This window comes from Thioreductor micantisoli, assembly GCF_055392745.1.
This window is the reverse complement of sequence record NZ_AP043760.1, coordinates 284799-308320: the sequence shown is the minus strand read 5'-3', so window position 1 is coordinate 308320 and position 23522 is coordinate 284799. Positions and strand designations below refer to the sequence as shown.

At 27.4% G+C, this 23522-nt stretch carries 29 protein-coding genes and 1 tRNA gene; 16 read left to right on the top strand and 14 right to left on the bottom strand.

Going from position 1 to position 23522, the window contains the following annotated elements; genetic code table 11:
* Nucleotides 1-16 precede the first annotated feature (16 nt).
* Nucleotides 17-823, top strand: coding sequence for a peptidylprolyl isomerase (locus ACZ5OA_RS01740; RefSeq protein ID WP_464907806.1), 807 nt, complete (start codon nucleotides 17-19; stop codon nucleotides 821-823).
* Nucleotides 824-1001: 178 nt separating this feature from the next.
* Here ACZ5OA_RS01740 and ACZ5OA_RS01735 read toward each other — a convergent pair whose 3' ends face one another.
* From ACZ5OA_RS01735 to accB, 3 genes are all read right to left on the bottom strand, one after another.
* Nucleotides 1002-1706 carry a flagellin N-terminal helical domain-containing protein gene (locus ACZ5OA_RS01735; protein WP_464907805.1) on the bottom strand — a complete coding sequence of 235 codons (705 nt, stop codon included), beginning with the start codon at nucleotides 1704-1706 and terminating at the stop codon, nucleotides 1002-1004.
* A 123-nt stretch (nucleotides 1707-1829) separates the two neighbouring features.
* Nucleotides 1830-3161, bottom strand: a complete 1332-nt coding sequence (locus ACZ5OA_RS01730) for an acetyl-CoA carboxylase biotin carboxylase subunit (RefSeq protein ID WP_464907804.1) — start codon at nucleotides 3159-3161, stop codon at nucleotides 1830-1832.
* Between the two features lies 1 nt (nucleotide 3162).
* Nucleotides 3163-3612 (bottom strand): acetyl-CoA carboxylase biotin carboxyl carrier protein, encoded by a 450-nt coding sequence (gene accB / locus ACZ5OA_RS01725; protein WP_464907803.1) that lies wholly within the window; start codon nucleotides 3610-3612, stop codon nucleotides 3163-3165.
* Nucleotides 3613-3704: 92 nt separating this feature from the next.
* Between accB and dcd the strand changes: the two genes are divergently transcribed.
* Nucleotides 3705-4274 (top strand): dCTP deaminase, encoded by a 570-nt coding sequence (dcd, locus tag ACZ5OA_RS01720; protein ID WP_464907802.1) that lies wholly within the window; start codon nucleotides 3705-3707, stop codon nucleotides 4272-4274.
* A 1-nt stretch (nucleotide 4275) separates the two neighbouring features.
* Here the strand turns inward: dcd and ACZ5OA_RS01715 are convergent, their stop codons facing one another.
* Nucleotides 4276-4479 (bottom strand): type II toxin-antitoxin system RelE/ParE family toxin, encoded by a 204-nt coding sequence (locus tag ACZ5OA_RS01715; protein WP_464908309.1) that lies wholly within the window; start codon nucleotides 4477-4479, stop codon nucleotides 4276-4278.
* Nucleotides 4480-4592: 113 nt separating this feature from the next.
* Nucleotides 4593-4880 (bottom strand): hypothetical protein, encoded by a 288-nt coding sequence (locus tag ACZ5OA_RS01710; RefSeq protein WP_464907801.1) that lies wholly within the window; start codon nucleotides 4878-4880, stop codon nucleotides 4593-4595.
* A gap of 158 nt (nucleotides 4881-5038) precedes the next feature.
* Between ACZ5OA_RS01710 and ACZ5OA_RS01705 the strand changes: the two genes are divergently transcribed.
* Both ACZ5OA_RS01705 and ACZ5OA_RS01700 read left to right on the top strand, forming a co-directional pair.
* Nucleotides 5039-6766, top strand: coding sequence for an EAL domain-containing protein (locus tag ACZ5OA_RS01705; protein ID WP_464907800.1), 1728 nt, complete (start codon nucleotides 5039-5041; stop codon nucleotides 6764-6766).
* A 148-nt stretch (nucleotides 6767-6914) separates the two neighbouring features.
* Nucleotides 6915-7247 carry a hypothetical protein gene (locus tag ACZ5OA_RS01700; protein ID WP_464907799.1) on the top strand — a complete coding sequence of 111 codons (333 nt, stop codon included), beginning with the start codon at nucleotides 6915-6917 and terminating at the stop codon, nucleotides 7245-7247.
* A 28-nt stretch (nucleotides 7248-7275) separates the two neighbouring features.
* On the opposite strand, the gene ACZ5OA_RS01695 is transcribed toward ACZ5OA_RS01700, so the two are convergent.
* Genes ACZ5OA_RS01695 through glmM form a run of 3 tightly spaced genes read right to left on the bottom strand, consistent with a single transcriptional unit; the run spans nucleotide 7276 to nucleotide 9889 of the window.
* Entirely contained in the window at nucleotides 7276-8064 is a 789-nt protein-coding gene (locus ACZ5OA_RS01695; RefSeq protein ID WP_464907798.1) for a thiazole synthase, read from the bottom strand.
* A 59-nt stretch (nucleotides 8065-8123) separates the two neighbouring features.
* On the bottom strand, nucleotides 8124-8564 hold the full coding sequence (gene lspA, locus ACZ5OA_RS01690; protein WP_464907797.1) for a signal peptidase II: 441 nt from the start codon (nucleotides 8562-8564) through the stop codon (nucleotides 8124-8126).
* Complete coding sequence (gene glmM, locus ACZ5OA_RS01685; protein WP_464907796.1) at nucleotides 8561-9889, bottom strand: phosphoglucosamine mutase; 1329 nt, start codon at nucleotides 9887-9889, stop codon at nucleotides 8561-8563. Before glmM ends, lspA begins: the two co-directional genes overlap by 4 nt.
* A 116-nt stretch (nucleotides 9890-10005) precedes the next feature.
* On the opposite strand from glmM, the gene rpsT reads away from it, so the two are divergent.
* Genes rpsT through ACZ5OA_RS01670 form a run of 3 tightly spaced genes read left to right on the top strand, consistent with a single transcriptional unit; the run spans nucleotide 10006 to nucleotide 12095 of the window.
* The gene (rpsT, locus tag ACZ5OA_RS01680) at nucleotides 10006-10281 is read left to right on the top strand and encodes a 30S ribosomal protein S20 (protein WP_464907795.1); all 276 of its coding nucleotides are present in this window, start codon (nucleotides 10006-10008) and stop codon (nucleotides 10279-10281) included.
* Between the two features lie 54 nt (nucleotides 10282-10335).
* On the top strand, nucleotides 10336-11403 hold the full coding sequence (gene prfA / locus ACZ5OA_RS01675) for a peptide chain release factor 1 (protein ID WP_464907794.1): 1068 nt from the start codon (nucleotides 10336-10338) through the stop codon (nucleotides 11401-11403).
* Entirely contained in the window at nucleotides 11400-12095 is a 696-nt protein-coding gene (locus ACZ5OA_RS01670; protein WP_464907793.1) for an MBL fold metallo-hydrolase, read from the top strand. The genes prfA and ACZ5OA_RS01670 overlap by 4 nt, the downstream gene beginning before the upstream one ends.
* 10 nt (nucleotides 12096-12105) lie before the next feature.
* Here the strand turns inward: ACZ5OA_RS01670 and ACZ5OA_RS01665 are convergent, their stop codons facing one another.
* The 4 genes from ACZ5OA_RS01665 to argF form a co-directional block, all read right to left on the bottom strand.
* On the bottom strand, nucleotides 12106-13395 hold the full coding sequence (locus tag ACZ5OA_RS01665; protein WP_464907792.1) for an ammonium transporter: 1290 nt from the start codon (nucleotides 13393-13395) through the stop codon (nucleotides 12106-12108).
* The gene (locus ACZ5OA_RS01660; RefSeq protein WP_464907791.1) at nucleotides 13385-13723 is read right to left on the bottom strand and encodes a P-II family nitrogen regulator; all 339 of its coding nucleotides are present in this window, start codon (nucleotides 13721-13723) and stop codon (nucleotides 13385-13387) included. Before ACZ5OA_RS01660 ends, ACZ5OA_RS01665 begins: the two co-directional genes overlap by 11 nt.
* A 165-nt stretch (nucleotides 13724-13888) precedes the next feature.
* Nucleotides 13889-14263, bottom strand: coding sequence for a DUF2603 domain-containing protein (locus ACZ5OA_RS01655; protein WP_464907790.1), 375 nt, complete (start codon nucleotides 14261-14263; stop codon nucleotides 13889-13891).
* A complete protein-coding gene (gene argF / locus ACZ5OA_RS01650) occupies nucleotides 14248-15159 on the bottom strand; it encodes an ornithine carbamoyltransferase (RefSeq protein ID WP_464907789.1) in 912 nt (303 codons plus the stop codon). The genes ACZ5OA_RS01655 and argF overlap by 16 nt, the downstream gene beginning before the upstream one ends.
* Before the next feature lie 49 nt (nucleotides 15160-15208).
* Here argF and ribA point away from each other — a divergent pair, with 49 nt between their 5' ends.
* From ribA to ACZ5OA_RS01605, 9 genes are all read left to right on the top strand, one after another.
* A complete protein-coding gene (gene ribA / locus ACZ5OA_RS01645; RefSeq protein ID WP_464907788.1) occupies nucleotides 15209-15766 on the top strand; it encodes a GTP cyclohydrolase II in 558 nt (185 codons plus the stop codon).
* Entirely contained in the window at nucleotides 15763-16293 is a 531-nt protein-coding gene (rsmG, locus tag ACZ5OA_RS01640; protein ID WP_464907787.1) for a 16S rRNA (guanine(527)-N(7))-methyltransferase RsmG, read from the top strand. Before ribA ends, rsmG begins: the two co-directional genes overlap by 4 nt.
* Nucleotides 16287-16484, top strand: a complete 198-nt coding sequence (locus ACZ5OA_RS01635; protein WP_464907786.1) for a hypothetical protein — start codon at nucleotides 16287-16289, stop codon at nucleotides 16482-16484. The genes rsmG and ACZ5OA_RS01635 overlap by 7 nt, the downstream gene beginning before the upstream one ends.
* The gene (locus ACZ5OA_RS01630) at nucleotides 16481-16849 is read left to right on the top strand and encodes a hypothetical protein (RefSeq protein WP_464907785.1); all 369 of its coding nucleotides are present in this window, start codon (nucleotides 16481-16483) and stop codon (nucleotides 16847-16849) included. The genes ACZ5OA_RS01635 and ACZ5OA_RS01630 overlap by 4 nt, the downstream gene beginning before the upstream one ends.
* Before the next feature lie 49 nt (nucleotides 16850-16898).
* Nucleotides 16899-17432, top strand: coding sequence for a PAS domain-containing protein (locus ACZ5OA_RS01625; protein WP_464907784.1), 534 nt, complete (start codon nucleotides 16899-16901; stop codon nucleotides 17430-17432).
* Nucleotides 17422-18849, top strand: coding sequence for a methyl-accepting chemotaxis protein (locus tag ACZ5OA_RS01620; protein WP_464907783.1), 1428 nt, complete (start codon nucleotides 17422-17424; stop codon nucleotides 18847-18849). The genes ACZ5OA_RS01625 and ACZ5OA_RS01620 overlap by 11 nt, the downstream gene beginning before the upstream one ends.
* Complete coding sequence (locus ACZ5OA_RS01615) at nucleotides 18846-19952, top strand: FtsW/RodA/SpoVE family cell cycle protein (RefSeq protein ID WP_464907782.1); 1107 nt, start codon at nucleotides 18846-18848, stop codon at nucleotides 19950-19952. The genes ACZ5OA_RS01620 and ACZ5OA_RS01615 overlap by 4 nt, the downstream gene beginning before the upstream one ends.
* A tRNA-Ile gene (locus tag ACZ5OA_RS01610) sits at nucleotides 19943-20019 on the top strand. The genes ACZ5OA_RS01615 and ACZ5OA_RS01610 overlap by 10 nt, the downstream gene beginning before the upstream one ends.
* A gap of 29 nt (nucleotides 20020-20048) precedes the next feature.
* Nucleotides 20049-21011, top strand: coding sequence for a sensor histidine kinase (locus ACZ5OA_RS01605; RefSeq protein ID WP_464907781.1), 963 nt, complete (start codon nucleotides 20049-20051; stop codon nucleotides 21009-21011).
* A 193-nt stretch (nucleotides 21012-21204) separates the two neighbouring features.
* Here ACZ5OA_RS01605 and ACZ5OA_RS01600 read toward each other — a convergent pair whose 3' ends face one another.
* On the bottom strand, nucleotides 21205-21633 hold the full coding sequence (locus tag ACZ5OA_RS01600) for a hypothetical protein (RefSeq protein WP_464907780.1): 429 nt from the start codon (nucleotides 21631-21633) through the stop codon (nucleotides 21205-21207).
* Nucleotides 21630-23351, bottom strand: coding sequence for a M3 family oligoendopeptidase (locus ACZ5OA_RS01595; protein WP_464907779.1), 1722 nt, complete (start codon nucleotides 23349-23351; stop codon nucleotides 21630-21632). Before ACZ5OA_RS01595 ends, ACZ5OA_RS01600 begins: the two co-directional genes overlap by 4 nt.
* Between the last annotated feature and the right edge of the window lie 171 nt (nucleotides 23352-23522).

Sequence of the window (23522 nt, the reverse complement as noted above, 5' to 3'; positions counted from 1 at the left end):
AATTCAAAGGATTAAAATGAAAATAGTCTTAACACTTTTATTGTTATTTTTCTCACTAAATGCAAAAGTTATAGATAAAATTGCAATAGTTGTAAATAATATTCCAATTACAGCTTATGACATACAAAAAATGACTGAAAAAACAAAAAATCAAAACATTGCTATTGAAACACTTATAAATGATGCTCTTGTAAAATCAGCCATAAAAGAAAAGGGAATTTATGTAGATAACTTTGATGTAGAAAACAAAATGGAAGAAATTGCAAAACAAAATAATATGAGCTTATTTGATTTTAAAACACTTTTGATTAAAAAAGGTGAGCTTAAAACCTTAAAAGAAAAAATTAAAAAACAATTAGAAATAACTAAACTTTTGAATTATTATAATAAAAATATTACAAAAAATGATGTTCAAAACTATTATAATTCTCACAAAGATGAATTTATAGTAGCACAAAAAATAGATGCAACAATTTATTCATCAAACAATCCAGATACTTTAAAACAAGTAAAAGAAAATCCACTTTTAAATTCATCAAATGTAGAAATAAAAGAAATGAATTTTGAATACAATCAAACTAATCCAAAACTTATGCAATTTTTAAGTAAAGTTAAAACAAATTCTTTTTCTAAAATAGCTCCTATAAGTAAAAACCAATTTTCACTATTTTATGTAACAAAAAAAGAGGGAAATGTTACGCTACCTTTTGAATCAGCAGCTTCTATTATTTTTGAACAACTTTCAAATAAAGAAAACCAAAAAGCAATACAAGACTTATTATCTAAATTAAAAGCAAAAGCGGATATTCAGTTTCTAAACTAATATCATTATTTTATTCTAAAATTGACTAAATAAAACGAAACAATTGTAAATTTTAACGAAAAAAAGCGTTCAAAAAAGTGTGCTTCAAAACCAAAGGGCGCTTGCGCTCCCTTTTTTAGCTTTTTGTAGTGTTAAGAAATTTACTCTCTTGTTGAGAGTATTTAAGGTCAAGGCCACTTTATCCTAATAAAGTTTTCATCTGTTGGGCTAATAAATCTGTGTTATGAGCAGCTGCAAAAGTAGATGCCTTTAATTGTAAATTATCTTTTTTAATATTATTCACATTATTTGCAATATCTGGCTCCATCCCAGCTTTTGAGTTAGCTTCATTTACAAATTTAGTGGTTAATTCATTTGCTTTTGCACTTGCAGATGATGAAAATGACGCTATATCACTTCTTGTATGATTTATATAATTTTGAAAATCATTAATTGATTTTGGATTATTTATATCTAAACTATCACTTTTGACTTGCAAGCTTACATCTTCATCACCTAACTTAAATGAATTATTAAAAACATTAATTCCATTGTAAGTAGTGTTTGAAAGTGTATCAGAAATTCCTTTTGTTATTTGTTGCATTTGATCTTGTAACATACTTTTTTGATCACTATTTAAAGCATCATTATGAGTAGCAACATCAAGTTTATTTAAAACATCTGTTTGCTGTGAGACACCCTGTAAAACCCCATCTGCAACTTGCATATATCCAATTGCATCGTTATAATTCATAAGTTCTGCTTTTGTAGAATTCATATCACTACTAATAGAATCGTGTAATATTTTATCTGCAGAATCTGTATTATCTACTTTGCTAGGATCAGCTACTTGAGCTAAATTAAATTGTAAGTTGTTTAATATATTGTTTGTATTGATTTGCATAACTTCCTCCTTTTTAACTTTATATATTATATTATACCACTAAAAAGAAAGAAAAGAGAAATTATTTAGAGTGTTAAAAAATTTGTTTTATTGTTGAGAGTTTTAGGTCAGTATCTTAAAAAATTATCTCTCTAAATATTTTGTATCAAAATTATTTGTTATAAAATCTACATTTTCCATCATTTTAGAATGGAAATCAATTGTTGATTTAATACCTTCAATTTCAAATTCTCTTAAAGCTTCTTTCATTTTTTCAATAGCTCTTGTTCTATTTTCATCCCAAACAATCAATTTAGCAATTAAACTATCATAATATTTTGGCATTTCATATCCGCAATAAATATGTGTGTCAAGTCGAACATTTCTTCCACCTGGTGTAATTAAGCTAGTAATTTTCCCTGGAGTTGGATAAAATTTAACTGGATCTTCTGCTGTAATTCTACACTCTATTGCATGACCTTTAATCTCGAAGCTATCTTGACTTGGAAGTTTTTCACCCTCTTCAATTTTTATCATCCATTCAATTAAATCAAGTCCACTTACCATTTCACTTACAGTATGTTCTACTTGAAGTCTTGTATTCATTTCCATAAAATAGAAGTTTTTATCAGCATCTACTAAAAATTCAAATGTTCCAGCACTTTGATAACCTATATATTTCGCTGCTTTTACAGCACTTTCGTGAAGTTTAGCTCTCGTTTTTTCATCAAGTAAAATAGCAGGAGATTCTTCAATTAATTTTTGATGTCTTCTTTGAAGTGAGCAATCTCTCTCACCTATGTGAATAACATTCCCATGTTTATCAGCTAATATTTGCACTTCTATATGTCTTGGATTTTTGATATATTTTTCAATATACATTGTTCCATCACCAAAAGCACTTTCGGCTTCTGAGCTTGCTGCAATATAAGCATTTTCTACTTCACATTCATTTTCAACAACTCTCATTCCTCTTCCACCACCACCACTTGCAGCTTTTAGGATTACTGGAAAACCTATCTCTTTCGCCATTTTTTTTGCTTCTTCAACATCTTTTAAAGCACCATCATTTCCTGGAACTACTGGAATACCTGCTTTTTTCATAACTTCTTTTGCAGTTGATTTATCAGCCATTAATTTCATATTTTCTAAACTTGGCCCAATAAATCTAATATTATGAACTTCACAAATTTCTACAAAATCTTGATTTTCACTTAAGAACCCATATCCTGGAAAAATTGCATCAGCATCAGCTAACTCTACTGCTGAAATAATAGCTGGGACATTTAGATAACTTGTAGTTGAAACATCTTTTCCTATACAAATAGAAGCATCAGCAAATTTTAAATAACTAGCTTCCTTATCAGCTTTTGCATATACACAAATAGCCTCTTTTCCCATTTCTTTAATAGTTCTTAAAGCTCTTAGTGCAATTTCACCTCTATTTGCAATAAGAATTTTTTTTATTTTATTCATATTAAACTCTTCTTACTTTATATAATGGTGTATCAAATTCAACAGCTTGACCATCTTCTATTAAAATTTCTAAAATTTCACAATCAAATTCAGCTTGAATTTCATTCATAATTTTCATAGCTTCTACAATACATACAGTTTGACCTGCTTTTACTTTATCTCCTACTCTTACATAAGTATCACTTGTTGGAGATGGAGCTTCATAAAATGTTCCAACCATTGGTGAAGTTATATAATCACTATTATCATCAGTTTGAGATGGAGTTTCAGCTACTTGAGCTGGAGTAGATATTTGAGCTTGTGGTACTTGTATTGGTGTTTGAGTTACTAATTGTGGAGCTGTTACATTTTTATCAAGTTTTATTTTAAATTCACCCTCTTTTATACTTAGTTTTGATAGTTCACTTTCATCAAAAACTTCTATTAATTCTTTAATCTCTTTAAAAGTCATATTTTCTCCTTGGATTTATCCTAAAATTTTTATTATCTAATTTTAGCATAAATTGATATAATTTTACAAAAATTTATAAAAGGATTAAAATAATGGGTATAAAATCAGATAAATGGATAAGAACAATGTCAAAAGAGTTTGATATGATCAATCCATTCCATGAAAAACAAGTCAGAGAAGGAATAGTAAGTTATGGTGTTAGCTCTTATGGATATGACATTAGAGTAAGTGATGAATTTATGATTTTTACAAATGTAAACACCACGATTGTTGACCCTAAAAATTTCGATAAACAAAATGTAATAGAAGTAAAAGGTGATTGTATTATTCCACCTAACAGTTTTGCACTTTGTAGAAGTGTAGAATATTTCAAAATACCAAGAGATATTTTAGCTGTCTGTGTTGGTAAATCAACTTATGCAAGATGTGGAATTATTGTAAATGTTACTCCAATTGAGCCAGAATGGGAAGGTAATATCACTATTGAGATATCAAATACTACTCCACTTCCAGCCAAAATTTATGCAAATGAAGGAATTGCTCAACTTCTATTTTTGGGTGCAGATACTTTGTGTGAAACAAGTTATGGAGATAAAGGTGGTAAATATCTAAAACAAAAAGGTATTACATTACCAAGAATTGATAAAAATAATAAAAGATAAATCATTCATTAGATATGTACTTTTTAACTAATATTTTCAATTCATCATCGCTCAGTGTTTCTTTGGTAGTTTTAGAATAAATTGTTAATAAAATAATTTTATCTTCTATTTGTTGATAAATAATAATTCTAAATCCTCCGCTTTTTCCTGTAGGTATTGATGAATTTTGTAATCGTTTCTTATAAAATCCATATCCTAAAGAAATTCCTAAATCTTAATTATTTTCTATATCTTTTATTAAATACTGTAAGTCTTTTTTTAATAATTTATATTTTTTAGAAAGTTTTTTTTGCTTCTTTTAAAAATGTCTCACTATACTCAATCATCCAAAGAATCCCATAGTTTTTCTATAGGATAGGTTTTACCTTGTTTAACATCTTCTAAAGCAGATGATAGAGATAATTCAAACTCTTTAGCCTTTTTTTCTTTAAGTGCTTGCATCATTAGTTCATATTCATCTTTTGAAACAATGACAGCTTCTATTTTATTATTTTTAAGAACAGCTAGTTTTTTTACACTTTGTTCTCTTATTTGTGCAAGATAAGTACCAAAATTTTTTGCAAACTTTGATGAGGGTATAAGTTCTTGTGCTGAAAATGTTACCATAATATATTACTCCTTATATTCCGTAATTTATTGTGTATTATAGCATAATTAGATTTTCTTTTACAAAATAATTAAAAAAATAAAACAATATAAATTTGTAATCAAATTGTTATTTAAAGTAAATAAAATAAGCTCAATTAAAAATATAAGGTCGTTTTATGAAAAAACTAAAAAAATGGCAAAAGATTATAACTGAATTAGATTTCGCTTATCAACCAATTGTAAGTTTTGATACTGGAAAAGTTATAGGTTTTGAAGCACTTTTAAGAAACACTGAAAAAACTGAATTTAAAACAATTGATGGATTTTTCGACATGGCATATGAAGAAAAAATTTTATATGAAGTTGAATTAGAACTTAGAAAAAAAGCGATTAAAAAATTTTTAAAATATAAAAATCCAAACAATTTTAAACTGTTTTTAAATATAGATAATAGAATCATTAACTTAAAAAAATTTGAAAGTGGAAAAACTAAAGAATTTCTAAAATCTCTAAATGTTGAAAGTTCATTTATTACTTTTGAAATATCTGAAAAACATCAAATTGACTCTTTAAAAGATTTAAAAAAACTTTTCCGTCATTATGAAAAGCAAGATTTTCAAATAGCCATAGACGACTATGGTACAGGATTTGCTGCTATGAAATTATTATACCATACAGACCCTGAATATATTAAAATCGATATTTTTTTTATTACAGATATTGATAAAAATCTAAAAAAACAAATTTTTTTAAAAGAAATAGTTGAAATGTCTCATCTTTTAGGATATTTAGTTATAGCCGAAGGAATAGAAACCAAAGAAGAATTTTTATATTGCAAAGATTTAGGAATAGATCTACTTCAAGGTTATTTCTTAGAACGACCAAATACCAACTTAAAATCATTACCTAATTCTTATAAATTATTAACAAATTCTAAAAGAAATAAAAAAGAAAATAATAATATTGTTGATAATATTGAAATATATCCAAGTATAAATTATAAATCACTATTTAGTGAAGTATTTAATATTTTAAAAGAATATAATTTTATTATTGTTGTTGATGATAATATTCCTTTAGGTGTATTAGAAGATAAAAAATTAAAAGAATACATCTATTCACCTTATGGAAACGAACTTTTATCTAAAAAAAAGATTTGTGATAAAATAGACAAATTTCTTACAAAGTGCTACATAGTAGATATTAATGAATCTATAGAAAAACTCATTCAAATTTTTAGTTATAATAAAAATCTTTCTTATATTATAATCAAAGAAAATGGAAAATACAAAGGGGTATTAACTGCACAAAAACTCTTAGAAATCATTCATAAAAAACAGTTATTTGATGCAAGAGATCAAAATCCTCTTACAAAATTAGGAGGAAATAGCACAATTAACAAATATATGCAAAAATGTATGGATAATAATGAAACTTATTTACATGTATATTTTGATTTGGATAATTTTAAGCCATATAACGATGCTTATGGTTTTAGAAATGGAGATAGAATTATTCTTTTATTTGCTGATATTTTACTCTCTTTTTCTAATAATAAAGATATGATGATAGGACATATTGGAGGAGATGACTTCTTTTTATCAATATCCCTAAAAAACAAAAATATAGAAGAATCTTTAAATATTGTAAAAAATATAATAGAAAAATTTTCGAAAGATGTAATAAATTTTTATAATAAAGAAGATATCAAAAAAGGGCATATTGAATCAAAAGACAGAGAAGGTAATATAAAAAAATTCGACTTCTTAACTGTTAGTGCAGCTATATTAGAAATAAATGGTGCCAAATCTAAATTTAAAAATGAATATGCAAATGTATTGGCACAGCTTAAAAAATCTGCAAAAACATATCCAATGCATTATAGTATTGCTACACTTTTGTGAAAGTGAGCTATTATGTTGTAATATATTATTCTCTTGACAACTTTATTTTTTTTCGTTAAAATTATCAACGACTAAAAAATATCGGTCGCTGATTGTAAATTTATAATAAGTCATAATAAATTTTAAATTATCTAAAAAAAGGAAAAAAATGAATTTTGATATTAAACATCGTAAAAAATATAATATGTCTATTAATATGGAAAAAATAAAACATATTAAATATAAATATGGAAATGAATTTATTGAATTAAAAAATAAGTGGGGATTTACTTTTCAAAGACTTCTTACAACAAAAGATGTAATTAGAGCATTAATAGATATAAAAAATAGCGAAATTATAGAAATTAAAACTAAAATTGAAAAAGTAACTAATCTAAAAGAATTAGAAAAGTTAGACTATCTACTTCAAGATAGTTTTGAAGAAATGAAAAGTTATAGTTGGATATTACATAATTTCGAGGAATATAAAAGAATTAAATAAATTTATAAACTTATTTTTAGAAGAGAAATTAATCTCTTCCAAATTCTATAAGTCCTTCAATAGGAGATGAAGCTGTCGCAAAAGGTTTTTTAGCAATTCTTCCTGCTAAATAACTTTTTCTACCTGCTCTTACTGCATCTTTCATTGCTTCTGCCATTAAAATAGGATTTTTAGCTTGAGCAATCGCTGTATTTGTAAGAATAGCATCTGCACCAATTTCCATAGCAATTGCCGCGTCACTTGCACATCCAATTCCAGCGTCCACAACAACTGGAACATTTACAGCTTCTTTTACAAATAATACATTATATTTGTTTTGAATACCAAGACCACTTCCAATAGGTGCTGCTAATGGCATAACCGCTGCGGCTCCTGCATTTTCCATTCTTTTAGCCATAATTGGATCATCATTTGTATAAGCCATAATTGTGAAACCTTCTTTTGCTAAAACTTCACAAGCTTTCAAAGTTTCCATTACATCAGGATATAAAGTTTTTGCAGTATCTCCAATTACTTCAAGTTTGATTAAATCAATTCCAACAGCTTCTTTAATTAATCTAAAAGTAGTAATAGCATCCTCAGCAGTTGTACAACCTGCACTATTTGGTAAGATTCTTACATTTGTACCTTTGAAATAATCCATCAAATTTTCTTCATTTGGATTTGTAATATTTATTCTTCTAACCGCTACTGTAATCATTTCTGCACCACTCGCAAGTGTTGCATCTTTTGTTGTTTGGAAATCTGGATATTTTCCACTTCCTACAATTAATCTGTTTGTAAATTCATATTTACCTATTTTTAAAATATCACTCATAATCTATCCTTTTTTTTCGAATATTACCACAATTTTATAAAAATGTTAAGCCTACCTATTTATCTTTTCTTCTTCTCTAAAAAATAATACAAAATAAACATACCTATACTAAAATCTATCATCACATCTGCAAAATTAAATACTGCAAAATTAAAAAGTCCATGATAATAAACATAATCAACAACACCCGCACGATTAAATCTATCAAAAATATTACTAAGCCCTGCACCAATTAATATTCCACTAATAATTGGATGCTTTTCTAAAATTTTTTCTTTATAAATAAAAAATGTAATTCCTAAAATTAAAATTAATTGAATATACTTTAAATACTCTTTTAAAAATGCAAACATACTAAATGCCACACCTTTATTATAAACTAAAATTAAACTTATAGGATTACCTTCATATCTAAACCCATTTATAAACATTAATTTAATGTATTGGTCAATTACAAAAATAGTACTTAATGAAACTAAAAAAACTATTACTTTTTTCATCCTAATTTACTTTTGAAAAATTGTACTAAATCATTTAAAAGTTCTTTTGCTTTTTGTTTATTGCTACCTTCGACTAAAAGTCTTAATTTGTTTTCAGTCCCTGAATATCTTACGATGTGATTATATCCTTCTTTCGTTACTGTTTCTAATTTTTCGATTGCACCATCTATTTTTTCTAATGGAGTTTTCTCTATTACATTTATGTTTGTTTGCACTTGCGGATATAATTCAAATAAGTCAAATGCTTCACTCGCTTTTTTACCACTTTGCATCAAATAAGCCATCGCTTGAAGTGCTGATACCACTCCATCACCTGTTTTAGCAAAATCTCCAAAAATAATATGTCCTGATTGTTCTCCACCAAAATTAATATTTTTTTCTTTCATAACTTCTAGAACAAATTTATCTCCAACTGCACTTTTATATGTTTTTATCCCTTGTTTTGCTAAAAAATCAACTAATGCAGAATTACTCATAATCGTAACAGCGACCAAGTCATCTTTAAGTTTTTTATTTTTATGTAAATATAGAGCTAAAGCTCCTAAAAGTTTATCTCCATCAATTTTTTCTCCATTTTCATCTACAACTACCAATCTATCTGCATCTCCATCAAATGCAAATCCAATATCTGCTCTATATTCTCTAACTTTATTCGCTAAATTTTCTGGATGCATAGCACCACAAGTTTCGTTAATATTATATCCGTTTGGTTTATTTGATAAAGTTATGACATCAGCTCCTAATTCATCAAAAACAATAGGAGCAACTTTATAACTCGCCCCATTTGCTGTATCTAAAACAATTCTAAATTTACTTAAATTTTTATCTTTTGGAAAAGATGATTTGATATGAGCTATATATCTTCCGATTACATCATCAATTCTTTTTGACTTTCCTATCTCTTTACCAGTTTTTAGTTCAAAATTTTCTTCAAAATAGATTTTTTCAATATCTTCTTCAACCTCTACATCAAGTTTATTACCCTTTGAATCAAAAAGTTTAATTCCATTATCATAAAAAGGATTATGACTTGCACTTATCATAACTCCTGCATCACATCTCATGTCTTCCGTCAAAAATGCAACGGCAGGTGTTGGCATAGGACCTATTTGAATCACATTATAACCAACAGCAGTTAAACCTGCTACGATGGAATTTTCAATCATATATCCGCTTTTTCTTGTATCTTTTCCTACTAAAATTTTATTAGTTTTAGAATTTTTTCTAAAATACATTCCCATACTCATAGCTAGTTTCATAGCCAAAAATGGAGTTAAAACTTCTCCCGCTTTTCCTCTTACTCCATCTGTTCCAAATAGTTTCATTGTTTTCCTTTTCTTAAAATAATAATATATTGATATTATACTAAAATTTAGTTGTTTTTTTAAATTCTTTTTGATATAATGTCACACAAAAACTAAAAATTCAAAGGACTTAGAAAATGGCTAATCATAAATCAGCTAAAAAAAGAATTATTCAAACAATAAAAAAAACTGAAAGAAATAGATTTTATAAAACTAGAATCAAAAACCTTACAAAAGCAGTAAAAGAAGCAGTAGAAGCTGGAGAAGTAGAAAAAGCACAAGAAGCTTTCAAAAATGCAAACAAAAAACTTCACCATTTCGTAAGTAAAGGTATTTTGAAAAAAAATACAGCTGCAAGAAAAGTAAGTAGACTAAACAAACTTGTAAAAGAATTAGCTCAAAAATCAGCTTAATTTCTTTTTTTCTCCCTTTTTACCAAATTTAACAAAACTCGCAAAGGCAATTTAATGCTAAAAGACAAACTTCAACCATTTTTAGATAGACATAATAAAATTTCAGAATTATTATCAGATAAATCAATCACTCAAGATATCAAAAAACTTACAGAACTTTCAAAAGAACAATCAGATTTACAAAAAATAGTAGATAAAGCAAATGATTATATTGAGACTTTAGAAAATATTACAGAAAACAAAGAATTACTTTCAGATAAAGAGTTGGGCGAACTTGCAAAAGAAGAGCTCAAAGAATTAGAGCCAAGACTTCCTATTTTAGAAGAGGAAATTAAACTTCTACTTTTACCAACGGATCCAAATGATGATAAAAATATCTATTTAGAAGTTAGAGCTGGAACAGGTGGTGATGAAGCAAGTCTTTTTGTAGCGGACTTATTCAGAGCTTATGTTAGATATGCAGAAAACAAAAATTGGAAAGTTGAAATAGTTAGTCAAAGTGAAAGTGATGTGGGAGGTTACAAAGAAATAATTTTACTAATAAAAGGTGAAAGTGTTTATTCAAGACTTAAATATGAAGGTGGAGTTCATAGGGTTCAAAGAGTTCCATCAACCGAAAGTCAAGGACGAGTCCATACCTCAGCAATCACAGTTGCAGTTATGCCCGAAGTAAGCGACACTCAAATCGAAATCCCAACAGATGAAATAAAAATAGATGTAATGCGTTCAAGTGGAGCGGGTGGGCAACATGTAAACAAAACTGAAAGTGCCGTTCGTATGACACATATCCCAACTGGAATTCAAGTTTCAATGCAAGATGAAAGAAGCCAACAAAGAAACAAAGATAAAGCCTTAGCTATTCTAAAAGCTAGAGTTTTTGAAAAATATGAATCAGAAAGACTTGCAAAAATTGCGGATACAAGAAAATCTCAAGTAGGAACAGGTGATAGAAGTGGTAGAATTAGAACTTATAATTATCCACAAAACAGAATTACAGACCATAGAATAGGACTAACATTATACAGACTTGAAGCAATTATGAGCGAAGGACTTTTTGATGAAATAATCGACCCATTAATCGCACATTATCAAGGAGAAGCCCTTAAAGAAGCTGGACTATGACATTTAATATTTTATTTAATAATGTTAGAGGCGAAAAAGGTTATCAATCTTTATGGGGATTTTCTTGTTATATTCCTGAATTAAATTTACTTTTTGATACGGGAAGTAATGGAAGAGTTTTACTTCAAAATGCTAAAAAAATGGGAATTGATTTCAAAGAAGTAAAATATCTTTTTATTTCTCATCGTCATTGGGACCACATCGGAGGAATCGATACAGTTATCGAAGAAAATCCAAATATTACAATGTTTGTACCAAGTTCCCTTTCAAAACATCTAATTAAAGATTTAAAAAGTTTAGTAAAAGAAGTTATTATAATTAATGACAAATTCAGTGAAATTTTACCAAATGTTTATACTACTGGAATTATGCAACCAATCGAAGAACAATCAATGGCAATAAACACTCCAAAAGGATTAATAATTATAACTGGTTGTGGGCACGCTGGAATTATAAACATTCAAAATAGAATAAAAGATAATTTAAATAAAGAGATTTATTATATTTTAGGTGGATTTCATTTGCTAAGAAGTTCTAATGAAGAGATTGGGGAAGTAATACAAAATCTAGATACAAAATTTATATCCCCTACTCACTGCACTGGTGAAAAAGCTATCAAAATGATTAAAATCAAATTTCAAGACAATTTCATAAAAGCAGGAGTGGGAAATATAATTAATTTACCTATTTAAAAAGAGAGAATCAAAGGTGAAAACCTTCTTCTCCATGAATTTTTGAATCCAATCCTTCAATCTCTTCTTCTTCGCTAACTCTTGCTCCACCTGTAATAAGTGACGCTATTTTTAAAACAACCGCTGTCATTACAGCTGTAAAAACGATTGTTACTGCTACTGATTCTAATTGAACAACCATTTGACCAAGTCTATCTCCTTTATCATGAAGAGGACTTCCAGCCCATGCTAAACCTTTAAGTGCAAATAATCCAGTTGCTAATGCTCCCCAAAGTCCTGCTATAAAGTGAATCCCAAAAGCATCTAAAGAATCATCATATTTAAAAAGTTTTTTAAGACCTGTAACTCCCCAAAATCCAAATAAACTACCACCGATTCCTATAATTAAAGCTCCTACTATATCTACAAATCCTGCTGCTGGTGTGATTGCTACAAGTCCTGCAACTGCCCCACTTGCTGCACCTAAAAGAGTTGGTTTTCCATATTTTAAATAATCTAAAATCGTCCATGTAACTGATGCAACTGCTGCTGCAAAATTAGTCATAAGAAATGCACTTCCTGCAATACCATCTGCTGCAAATTCACTACCTGCATTAAATCCAAACCATCCAAACCATAATAAAACGGCACCAAGAGCTGTTAAAATAATACTACTTGGCATCATTGATGTTTTCATAAAACCTTTTCTTTTTCCTATCATTATAGCTGCAACTAATCCTGCTAAACCTCCGTTCATATGAACAACTGTTCCACCTGCGAAATCAAGTGCACCTGCATTAAATAAGAATCCTCCACCCCAAACCATATGAGCTATAGGAGCATAAACAAGTGTTACCCATAAAACTACAAACGCAAGCCATGTTGAAAACTTAGTTCTCTCAATTATACTTCCACTTGCAATTGCAACTGTAATTGCCGCAAAAGTCCCTTGGAATGCAATAAATACATATGTTGGATAACCATTACCCTCTAAATTAGAATATGTTATTCCATTTAAAAACATATGTTTTAAATTTCCAATAACTCCTAAAACATCATTTCCAAAAGCTAATGAATATCCCCAGAATACCCATACAACTGTTGCTAAAGTATAAGCAGTAAATACCATCATTACAGTATTTAAAGCATTTTTAGCTCTTGTCATACCTGCATAAAATAGTGCAAGTCCAGCTGGTGTCATTATCATGACAAGCGCCGTTGCCATCATCATCCACGAAGTGTTTCCACTGTCCAATTTTGGAGTATCAGCAAATGCTAAACTTGCAAATGCTAAACTACTTATAACTAACTTAAATAGCATCATTTCCCCTTTCTCCAGTTCTTATTCTAACTATATCTTCAATCGGTGAAATAAATATTTTTCCATCACCAATTTTTCCAGTTTTTGCACCTTGAATAATAGCATCAACTGCTTTTTCTACGAATTCTTCATTTACAACTATTTCTATTTTGATTTTAGGTAAATACTCTACTACATATTCATTACCTCTATAAAGTTCACTATGTCCTTGTTGTCTTCCGTGACCTTTTACTTCACTAATTGTGATTCGTGAAACATCTGCTTCCATTAGAGCATCTTTCACATCATCAAGCTTAAAAGGTTTGATAATTGCTTCAATCTTCTTCATTTACTCTCCTTTGTTTTGTTTGTAAAATTATAATACTTTTTAGATTGATTTATATATATATAATTGATTAAATTTTAATCAATTGAAGATTAAATTATAAAATATTGAAAATTTTAAAATGGAAAAATAGGGAAAGAAATTAAGAAAGTTTAGAAAAATATTCTTCTAAAAATTAAAAATATCTTCTAATCTAATTTTATGAAATAGATTTGGATATTGGGTTTTTACTTTTTTAATAGCTTTATCAAGAGGAATATTTTCTTCTTCCATCTCTTTTTTAACTACTAATTTAACATCTTCAAAATCAACAGGAAATTCATTTATTACTTTTTCTTCAATTTTATATTCTAGATTTTCTTCTAAAATATTTCTTAAAAGAAGAATTATTTTATCATATTGTTTTTCTTCAAGCAAAACATAATTTTTATCTTCGCTCTCAATCAACCAAGGTTTTTCTTTCAAATCCCCTTCAATTAATTCAACATCAATATTTTTTACTTTTACTTTTGTTTGAGGATCTAGATTTAATTCATTAACCAAACCATTAATCCTTTTTGAGCATGTAATCTATTTTCTGCTTCATTAAATATCTCATCTGCGTGAGATTCAAAAACTTCTTCACTTACTTCATAACCTCTGTAAGCCGGGAGACAATGTAAAAATAGAGCATCTTTTTTTGCTAAACTCATAAGCTCATTATTTACTTCATATCCATTAAAATCTTTAATTCTTTTCTCTTTTTCTTCTTCTTGCCCCATACTTACCCAAGTGTCAGTTGTAACAACATCTGCACCTTTTACTGCTTCTTTTGGATCATTTGTGTAAAGTAATTTAGCTCCACTTTCTTTCGCAAAATCTTCACACATTTCTTTGACATCTTCAAGAGGTTCATAACCTTTGGGAGTTGCAACTCTAAGTTCAAGGCCTAGTTTAGAAGCCAAAATCATCCAAGAATGAGTCATATTATTCCCATCACCTACATATGCACAAACTCCATTTTCTTTTTTAAATTCTATCATCGTCATATAATCTGCTAAAAGTTGCACTGGATGATATTTATCAGTAAGTCCATTAATTACAGGAACTTTTGAAAAAGAAGCAAACTCTTCTAGTCTATCTTGACCAAAAGTTCGAATCATAATTAAATCTACCATTCTTGAAATAACTCTTGCGGTATCTTTGATAGGTTCCCCCCTCCCAAGTTGAATCTCTTTATTTGAAAGAAATAAACCATTTCCTCCAAGTTGATTGATTCCAGTTTCAAAAGAAACTCTTGTTCTAGTTGAACTTTTTTCAAAAATCATAGCTAAATTCATATTTTTAAGATATGGCTGAAAGATTTTATTTTTTGTTTCTTTTTTAATTTTTAATCCAACATTTATAATTTCAAATATCTCTTCTTTTGTAAAATCTTTTAAGCTTAAAAAATGTCTCACAATAATTTCCTTAATTTTTTGTTATAATTATACCAAAAAGGATAAATAATTGAAAATTTCAGAAATTGCTAATCTTCCAACAAAATTTGGTAAATTTAAAATTCAATCTTTTATAGAAAATGATAAAGAACATTTAGTTATTTTTAAAAAACCTTTTGGAGAAATTCCAATAGTACGAGTACATAGTGAATGTTTAACAGGTGATGCGTTAGGAAGTTTAAAATGTGATTGTGGTGAACAACTCCAAACTGCTCTAAAATTAATGAATGAAAATGGTGGAATGGTAATTTATCTTAGACAAGAAGGTAGAGGAATTGGACTTTTCAATAAAGTAAATGCTTATAATTTACAAGATAAAGGTGCCGATACAGTTGAAGCCAATCATCAATTAGGATTTGAAGCTGATATAAGAAATTTCGATATTGTAAGTAAAATCTTAAAACATTTTAATCTTTCAAAAATAAAACTTTTAACAAATAATCCTAAAAAAATAAACGAACTTAAAGATATTGAAATTACTGAAAGAATCCCTATAAAAATAGAACCAAATGAATTTAATGAATATTATTTACAAACTAAAAAAGAAAAAATGGGACATTTATTGTGAATAAATATGAAAAATATATAGATTTAGTTCTAAAATGGAACAAAACTCATTCTGTTACAAACTATAATAGAAATGAACTAAAAGACCAAATCGAACAAACTATTAAACCTATAGAATATTTAAATCAGAATATAAAAACAGCTATTGATATAGGAACGGGAGCTGGAATCCCTGGACTTATTTTAGCAATTGCAATGCCCGAAACTTCATGGTATTTAATAGAGCCACTCCAAAAAAGATATAGTTTTTTAAATTATGCTAAATTATCTCTCAAATTAGATAATGTCAAAGTATTGCCAAAAAGAATAGAACAAATTGAACCTTTTAATGTAGATTTAATAACTTCAAGAGCAGTAAAAAACACAGAATTTTTAATTAAACTTTCTTGCGCTTTTATAGACAACAATACAAATATGCTTTTGTATAAAGGCCAAAAAGCAGAGGAAGAAATTAAAAATATAAATGCAAATATAAGAATAATTAAAGATAAACTAAATTATGTAATTTTAAAGGATATAAAATGTTAAAGATAATAATTTTAATAGTAGTAGGCTTTGTGGTTTATAAAATATTTTTTGATAAAAAAATAGAAAACAATTCTACTACTACCAAAGATGATAGTGATGAATTAGTTGAATGCTCAAATTGCCATACATTCGTACCAAAAAGTGAATGTAAATGGACAAAAAATGGATGCTTATGTAAGGATTGCCAATGATAATTTTAAATGATAAAAGATTTAGTAATGAAAATTTTTATCAGATAAAAACAAAAAAAGATATTGAAAATTCAGATAACAATTCAACTCTACTTTTTCAATATAAGGAAAGCGATATAGAGTTGTATAAATATTGTCAAGACAATAATATTTCTTATGCAGTAGAAATAGCTTCTATTACAGAATTTATATTTATTCACAATTTAGATGCAAAATATGCTTTTTGTAATAAGTTAGATTTAGCCAAAAATTTACAAAAAATTGCTGATAATTATTTGAGTGATACAAAAGTAATCATAAAATCATCATTAAAAAAAATAGAAAAAATTGCTCTTTTAGAAATTGATGGTATTTTTGTGATATAATTTTATATATAAAGTAATTATATTTTAATAAATAAAGGAGAAGAAAAGTATGAAAAAACCTCATGTAACACCTACAGATAAAGAGACTGTATTAACAGATAATGATTTTATAGTTTCAAAAACTGACTTAAAAAGTAGAATTACTTATGGAAATGACTATTTTATTAAGATTTCTGGTTGGAGAGAAGATGAATTATTAGGGCAACCTCATAATATTTTGAGACATCCTACTATGCCACAAGTTGCTTATAAAATTTTATATGAAATGCTCGATAATGATGAAGAATTTTTTGGATTTATAAAAAATTTAAAAAAAGATGGAGGATATTATTGGGTATTTGCGTCAATTTCATCTGATTATGATGCAAATGGGGAAAAAGTAGGTTATTATGCTGTTAGAAGAAAATGCAGTGATGGCTTTAAAAATGTAATTGAACCGTTATATGCAAAACTCGTAGAACTAGAAAAAACTGGTGGGATGAATGCAAGTTATGAAGCTATTCAAAACTTACTAAAAGAAAAAAATATAACATTTAATGAACTTACTCTCGGTATTCAAAAAGGAGAAATAAATGAACTCTAAAACTATTATAAGAATTGTAAACATACTATTTTTAATTTCTGCAATTATTGACTATTTTACGACTGGTGCCTATTATGGATTTATTTTATTTGCTATTTCTATGGCTATTTCTATATATTATTGTTGGTTTAGTAACTCTTCTGATTCAGCTTCTGAATTATCTATAAAAATTGAAAAAGTATTGCTAAAAGCAGAAAATGGAGATTTTACTGGTAGAATTACAAAAATAGATAATTCTCAAAAATTAGCAAAAATGGCTTGGGCAGTAAATAATTTACTTGATCAATTAGAATCATTCCAAAGAGATATTACAGCTGCGATTAATGCAGCACAAACTGGTTGGGATAGAGGAATACTTATTAGTGGATATAGAGGTAATTTCAAAACAAATGCCCAAAATGTTGATAAAGCAGCACAAGCGATTGGTGAAAGTCAAAAAAATCAAATTAAAAATAATCTAAGAATTAAACTTAATGAACTTGGTGGCGGTATGAAAGAAGAATTAACCACTATTAAATCTAATATTCAAGGAAGTTTAAGTGGATTCTTAGACACTATTGAAAAACAAAGCCAAGATATTTATGAAAAATCACTTCAATCAAATGAAGATGTAAATGCTATTTCAGATACATTATTACAACTTATAGAATTTATAGACCACACAAATGAATCAATTAATATGCTTAATCAAAGAAGTAATGAAATTGGGAATATTGTGAATTTAATTACTGATATTGCTGACCAAACTAACTTATTAGCACTAAATGCTGCTATCGAAGCTGCGAGAGCCGGAGAACATGGAAGAGGATTCGCAGTAGTTGCAGATGAAGTTAGACAACTTGCAGAAAAAACTCAAAAAGCAACAGCAGAAATTAGTATTACAATTAAAACTTTACAACAAGATTCAAGCGAACTTCAATCAAATTCAGAAAAAATTACAAATATTGCAAATACTTCAAGAGAAGATATAAATGAACTTGAAAAAACAATAAATGAATTTAATACACTTTCAGATAAAAACTCTCAAATAGCACTTCTTGCAAATCAAAAATTAGTGATGGATTTAGCACAAATTAGCCATTTAATTTATAAATCAAATATAAAAGAAGCAGTAGTAGATGAGCAACAAATTAAAAAAGTTGTCGAAACTGAATGTGAATTTGGTATATGGTTAAATTCTAAAGAAACAAAAGAATCATTTAATTGTTATGATGAATTTAAAGAACTCGTAAAATTACATCATTCAATTCACACAACTGCAAATAAACTTCTAGAATGTATAGATACAAAAAGTTGCTTAAAAAATCCAGAAAATATTGCAAATCAAGTGCAATTTATTGAAGAAACTTCTCATAAAATGAATGAAGTCATGAGTAATCTTTTTGAAAAAATAGTGAAAAATCCTTGTGATAAATGACCAAAAAAATAATTTATCATTTTGACTTTTTACTTCCTTTGATACTTCTTCCCTTTATGGGAATTTCCCTTTTTTTAGTAAATGAATTAAATTATCATCTTTTTCAAAAAGAAATCGCTTATACAATAATAGGATTCATTGCTTTTTTTATTGCATTTTTATTTCCTATTCGAAAATATCTTTGGCTTATTCCTTTTTTATATTTTCTAAATTTATTTCTATTACTTGGTGTTGACATTTTTGGTATTAGTATATTAGGTGCTAAAAGATGGCTTAAAATTCCATTATTAGGATTTACTATTCAACCAAGTGAATTTATGAAAACAAATATGATTTTGATGCTTGGATATTTAATATATAAAAATCCACCTGATAAAGATGGATATAATTTAAAACAACTTCTAAAACTTTCTATTTATATTATTATTCCTTTTTTACTTATAGCAAAAGAACCTGATTTAGGGACAGCTTTAATTCTTTTTATTATAGGTTTTGGAACATTAATTATAGTTGGAATTAGAACAAAAATAATTATTTTCGGATTATTGTTTACAGTTATTTTTATTCCTATTGCTTATAAATTTATATTACAAGATTATCAAAAACAACGAATTGAAAATTTTTTAGGACATCATAGTTATCATGTAGAACAATCAATAATAGCTATAGGAAGTGGTGGTATGACTGGTGTAGATGAAAAAAAAGCTACTCAAGCACAACTTAAATTTTTGCCTGTTGCATCAAGTGATTTTATATTTGCTTATTTTACAGAAAGATTTGGATTAATTGGAGTAATATTTCTCTGCATGGGATATTTTTTATTAGTTTATTATCTTTTAAGTTATACAATAAAATTAAAAAATGATTATTTTGCTATGCCTATTTTTGCAGGAGTAACTATTATTATTTTTGTATATTCTTGTGTAAATATGGGAATGACTATTGGACTTGCACCTGTAGTTGGTGTTCCACTTCCATTTTTATCACATGGTGGAACAAGTTTTATAAATTTTATGCTAATTTTTGGAATTTTAGAAAATTTACTTGCATTTAAACACGAATTTATATATAATTTCAATTCAGAAATGGATGAGGGTCTTTAGCTCAGTTGGTTAGAGCTCTCGGCTCATAACCGAGCGGTCCGGAGTTCGAGTCTCCGAGGACCCACCATTTATTTTCTACTTATACTTGGAGCAAAAATGAAACTCCCTCAAAATTCTGAAGAATTATTATCTAATCTTGAATATTTAATCAATCAAACATACGAAGTCGAAAAAGAATTTAAAGAATTAAAAAATATTTTAAATAGTGTAATTGAATTTTTACCACAAGCTATTTGGGTAATTGATAAAGAAAACAATATTATTGCACAAAACTCAAAAGCTAAAAACTTACCTGAAATTTTAAAAACACAAGAATCAGAGATAGAACTTAACAATCAATTTTATTTAGTTCAAAAATCAAAACTTGCAGATAAAATTATAATCTCAGCTACAAATATAACTGAACAAAAAAGAAATCAAAGACTCATCTCAATGGGACAAATGGCAGCACATTTAGCTCATGAAATTAGAAATCCAATAGGAAGTGTATCTATCCTCCTATCTGTATTATCCAAAAAATGTAATGCAAACAATATAATTATGGAGATAAAACAGTCAATATTTAGAGTTGAAAGAATTATAAAAACCACTCTTTTATTTTCAAAAGGTGTTATTATAAAACCTAAAAATTTTTATATCAGTGAATTAGAAAAAGAATTAAAAAGTATAATAAAATATTATAGTTATTCAAAAGATATAAAATTTATCTTTTTTATGCCTGATATTGAAATAAAAGCTGATTTTGATTTAATATTATTAGTCTTACAAAACTTAATTTTTAATGCAATTGATGCAATTGAAGAAAATAGCGAAGATGAAGGATTAGTGGAAATCATATATGAAAAAAATGAAAAAAATCATCTATTTCATATTTATGACAGTGGAATCCCTTTTGAAAATAAAAATATACTTTTTGATGCGTTTAAAACAACAAAAACAAAAGGTAACGGATTAGGGCTAGCCTTGTCTCTACAAATCATAAAAGCCCATAATGGAGATATAACACTTTCTAACAATAAAAAGGGATTTGATATACAAATTCCTTGTAATATTAAATAATATTCAAAATAAATATATTAACAACTAATTAAATAAAACGAAACAACTGTGAATTTTAACGAAAAAAAGCGTTAAAAAAAGTGTGCTTCAAACCCAAAGGGCGCTTGCGTTAACACTTTTTAGCTTTTTGGAGTGTTAAAAAATTTGCATTATTGTTGAGTGTATTTAATAAGTTGTAAAGTATTATAATAAATTATTTTTTAAAAAACTTCTTATTTTTAGGATTAGATGCAAAAACATCAAAAGGATCTTTTTTTTCTTCTTTTGCCACTGATGCAGTAACATTTATAAAAATAGGAGTTTCCCCTATTACAATTTGCAAAATTCTATCAATGTCAACATACACCATAGCACCTATATTTTCAGCTCCAAAACCTGCTTCAAATATAAATGTATCATTTTCTATAAATGCACTTTGAAAAGTATATCCTGCTATTGCAAAAATAGTAAAATCTCTAAAATTTGCAATAACTTCTGCTGGTAAAGGAGGATTAAAATCAACTCCACTATCCATATGAACTATTATTGAAAATTCAGTATTACTATCTAGCATATATCTTATTTGTTCTTTTATTTGTTTAGTCATAAGTTCTCTATATTTTGAGTCATACACTATTTTCATTTTCTATCTCCCACTAAATTTTTAAACTCATTTAGCATATTTCTAATAGAATCAATTCCTTCAAGCCAAAACTCTTCATCATCTATATTTTTACCAAACATTGCTATTTGCTCTTTTGGCTCAATACTTCCACCACTTTTTAGAAATTCAATATATTTTTCTTCAAAATTTTCATATCCATTTTTATAAAGGTTATATAAGCTTACCACTAAAAGTTGAGCATAAGAATATGAATAGCAATAAAAAGGTGAATGGATAAAATGAGGAATATAACTCCACCAAATTTTATAATTACTTGTTAAAATCACAGAATCACCAAACATTCTTTGATTCTCTTCTTGCCAAATAACATTAAACTCATTTTCACTCAATTCTTCCTTGTTATGGACTCTTCTTTCAAAATTTGTAAATACAATTTGTCTAAAAAGTGTCGCAAACATATCTTCAAGTTTATTTGCATACACACCAATTAATTCTTCTTCACTTAAACTTTTTTTGATATTTTCAAAAAGCATCATTTCAGAAAATATAGAAGCAGTTTCAGCCGTAGTTAAAGGTGTATGTTGATTTAAATACCCCACTTCTTTTGCTAAATATTGATGAATCGCATGTCCTAATTCATGAGCTAATGTAAAAACATCTCTTATTTGATTTGTGAAATTTAGCATCACATAAGGATGAGCTTTTGGAGTTGCTCCATGTGAAAAGGCACCACCTCTTTTGCCATCTTTTGGATATACATCTATCCATTTTTCATCAAATGCTTTCACTGCAATTTCATAAAAAGTAGTACTAAAATTTTTGAATGAATCTAAAACCATTTCTTTTGCTTCTTCAAAAGATATCTCTTTTTTTACCTCTTTGAGTGGGGCATATCTATCATAATCATATAATTTTTTATATCCTAAAAGTTCTTTTTTAATATCATAATACTCTTGCACTATATCAAAATTTGCATTTGTAGCATTCACCAAAGCATCTACTGATTTTTGACTTGCTTTGTTTGAAATATGTCTTGGCTCTTCTGGTGTTTTATAGTTTCTAAGCTCACACTCTATTTTCCAATCTTTTTTGATATTATTGTAAATAAAAGTAAATAGTTTTTGTTTATCTTTAAGTCCATTCGTCAGGGCAACTGCACCTCGTTTTCTTATATTTCTATCACTTGAATATAGTTTACTCAAAATCTCTTCTTCACTAACAAAATTACCATCCCAAAAAAATTTAGTATTTGACATAGTCTCATCAAAAAGCCTACTAAATGCACTACTTGAAGTCAAATCTTTTTTCATTAAAATTTTTTCTTCATTCTCACTAAGTTTATGTTTTGCTTCTTTTTGTAAAGTTTCTAAATATAACTTATTAACCCCACTCTCTTTTATAAATTCACTTTGTTTTTCTTCTGGTAATTTTGTAAATTCAAGCTCAAAAAATAGTAATTTTTCTTCAATTTCAGTTGATTTGGTTTCATATTTACTAAGTAAATTACCTTTGCTTGTATCTGTTGCAAACTGTAAATAGATATATGTCATAACTCTACTTACTTTTTCACTTATATCAATATAGCTGTTTATTGTTTCTAAAAATTCATATACATTTAAATTTAATAATTTTCCTTTATATTCATTATAAAACCAATTAGCCTCATTTTCTGCTTCATTTAAAAGATAATCCGCATCCTCTATTGAATTAAAAAGTGCTTTTAAATCCCAATTCATTTTTATTCCTTTTATTGAATTTATTAAAATAATCATATTAAATATTAAGTACTAACTTAAAACACTTAACAATAATGCAAATTTCTTAACACTACTAAAAGCTAAAAAGTGCCAACGCAAGCGCCCTTCGGGTTTGAAGCACACTTTTTTTAACGCTTTTTTTCGTTAAAA

Excerpts from the sequence above, each read along its gene's own strand:
- ACZ5OA_RS01740 (WP_464907806.1), top strand. The coding sequence starts at position 17 with ATGAAAATAGTCTTAACACTTTTATTGTTATTTTTCTCACTAAATGCA.
- ACZ5OA_RS01735 (WP_464907805.1), bottom strand. The coding sequence starts at position 1,706 with ATGCAAATCAATACAAACAATATATTAAACAACTTACAATTTAATTTA.
- ACZ5OA_RS01730 (WP_464907804.1), bottom strand. The coding sequence starts at position 3,161 with ATGAATAAAATAAAAAAAATTCTTATTGCAAATAGAGGTGAAATTGCA.
- accB (WP_464907803.1), bottom strand. The coding sequence starts at position 3,612 with ATGACTTTTAAAGAGATTAAAGAATTAATAGAAGTTTTTGATGAAAGT.
- dcd (WP_464907802.1), top strand. The coding sequence starts at position 3,705 with ATGGGTATAAAATCAGATAAATGGATAAGAACAATGTCAAAAGAGTTT.
- ACZ5OA_RS01710 (WP_464907801.1), bottom strand. The coding sequence starts at position 4,880 with ATGGTAACATTTTCAGCACAAGAACTTATACCCTCATCAAAGTTTGCA.
- ACZ5OA_RS01705 (WP_464907800.1), top strand. The coding sequence starts at position 5,039 with ATGAAAAAACTAAAAAAATGGCAAAAGATTATAACTGAATTAGATTTC.
- ACZ5OA_RS01700 (WP_464907799.1), top strand. The coding sequence starts at position 6,915 with ATGAATTTTGATATTAAACATCGTAAAAAATATAATATGTCTATTAAT.
- ACZ5OA_RS01695 (WP_464907798.1), bottom strand. The coding sequence starts at position 8,064 with ATGAGTGATATTTTAAAAATAGGTAAATATGAATTTACAAACAGATTA.
- lspA (WP_464907797.1), bottom strand. The coding sequence starts at position 8,564 with ATGAAAAAAGTAATAGTTTTTTTAGTTTCATTAAGTACTATTTTTGTA.
- glmM (WP_464907796.1), bottom strand. The coding sequence starts at position 9,889 with ATGAAACTATTTGGAACAGATGGAGTAAGAGGAAAAGCGGGAGAAGTT.
- rpsT (WP_464907795.1), top strand. The coding sequence starts at position 10,006 with ATGGCTAATCATAAATCAGCTAAAAAAAGAATTATTCAAACAATAAAA.
- prfA (WP_464907794.1), top strand. The coding sequence starts at position 10,336 with ATGCTAAAAGACAAACTTCAACCATTTTTAGATAGACATAATAAAATT.
- ACZ5OA_RS01670 (WP_464907793.1), top strand. The coding sequence starts at position 11,400 with ATGACATTTAATATTTTATTTAATAATGTTAGAGGCGAAAAAGGTTAT.
- ACZ5OA_RS01665 (WP_464907792.1), bottom strand. The coding sequence starts at position 13,395 with ATGCTATTTAAGTTAGTTATAAGTAGTTTAGCATTTGCAAGTTTAGCA.
- ACZ5OA_RS01660 (WP_464907791.1), bottom strand. The coding sequence starts at position 13,723 with ATGAAGAAGATTGAAGCAATTATCAAACCTTTTAAGCTTGATGATGTG.
- ACZ5OA_RS01635 (WP_464907786.1), top strand. The coding sequence starts at position 16,287 with ATGTTAAAGATAATAATTTTAATAGTAGTAGGCTTTGTGGTTTATAAA.
- ACZ5OA_RS01630 (WP_464907785.1), top strand. The coding sequence starts at position 16,481 with ATGATAATTTTAAATGATAAAAGATTTAGTAATGAAAATTTTTATCAG.
- ACZ5OA_RS01625 (WP_464907784.1), top strand. The coding sequence starts at position 16,899 with ATGAAAAAACCTCATGTAACACCTACAGATAAAGAGACTGTATTAACA.
- ACZ5OA_RS01620 (WP_464907783.1), top strand. The coding sequence starts at position 17,422 with ATGAACTCTAAAACTATTATAAGAATTGTAAACATACTATTTTTAATT.
- ACZ5OA_RS01615 (WP_464907782.1), top strand. The coding sequence starts at position 18,846 with ATGACCAAAAAAATAATTTATCATTTTGACTTTTTACTTCCTTTGATA.
- ACZ5OA_RS01605 (WP_464907781.1), top strand. The coding sequence starts at position 20,049 with ATGAAACTCCCTCAAAATTCTGAAGAATTATTATCTAATCTTGAATAT.
- ACZ5OA_RS01600 (WP_464907780.1), bottom strand. The coding sequence starts at position 21,633 with ATGAAAATAGTGTATGACTCAAAATATAGAGAACTTATGACTAAACAA.
- ACZ5OA_RS01595 (WP_464907779.1), bottom strand. The coding sequence starts at position 23,351 with ATGAATTGGGATTTAAAAGCACTTTTTAATTCAATAGAGGATGCGGAT.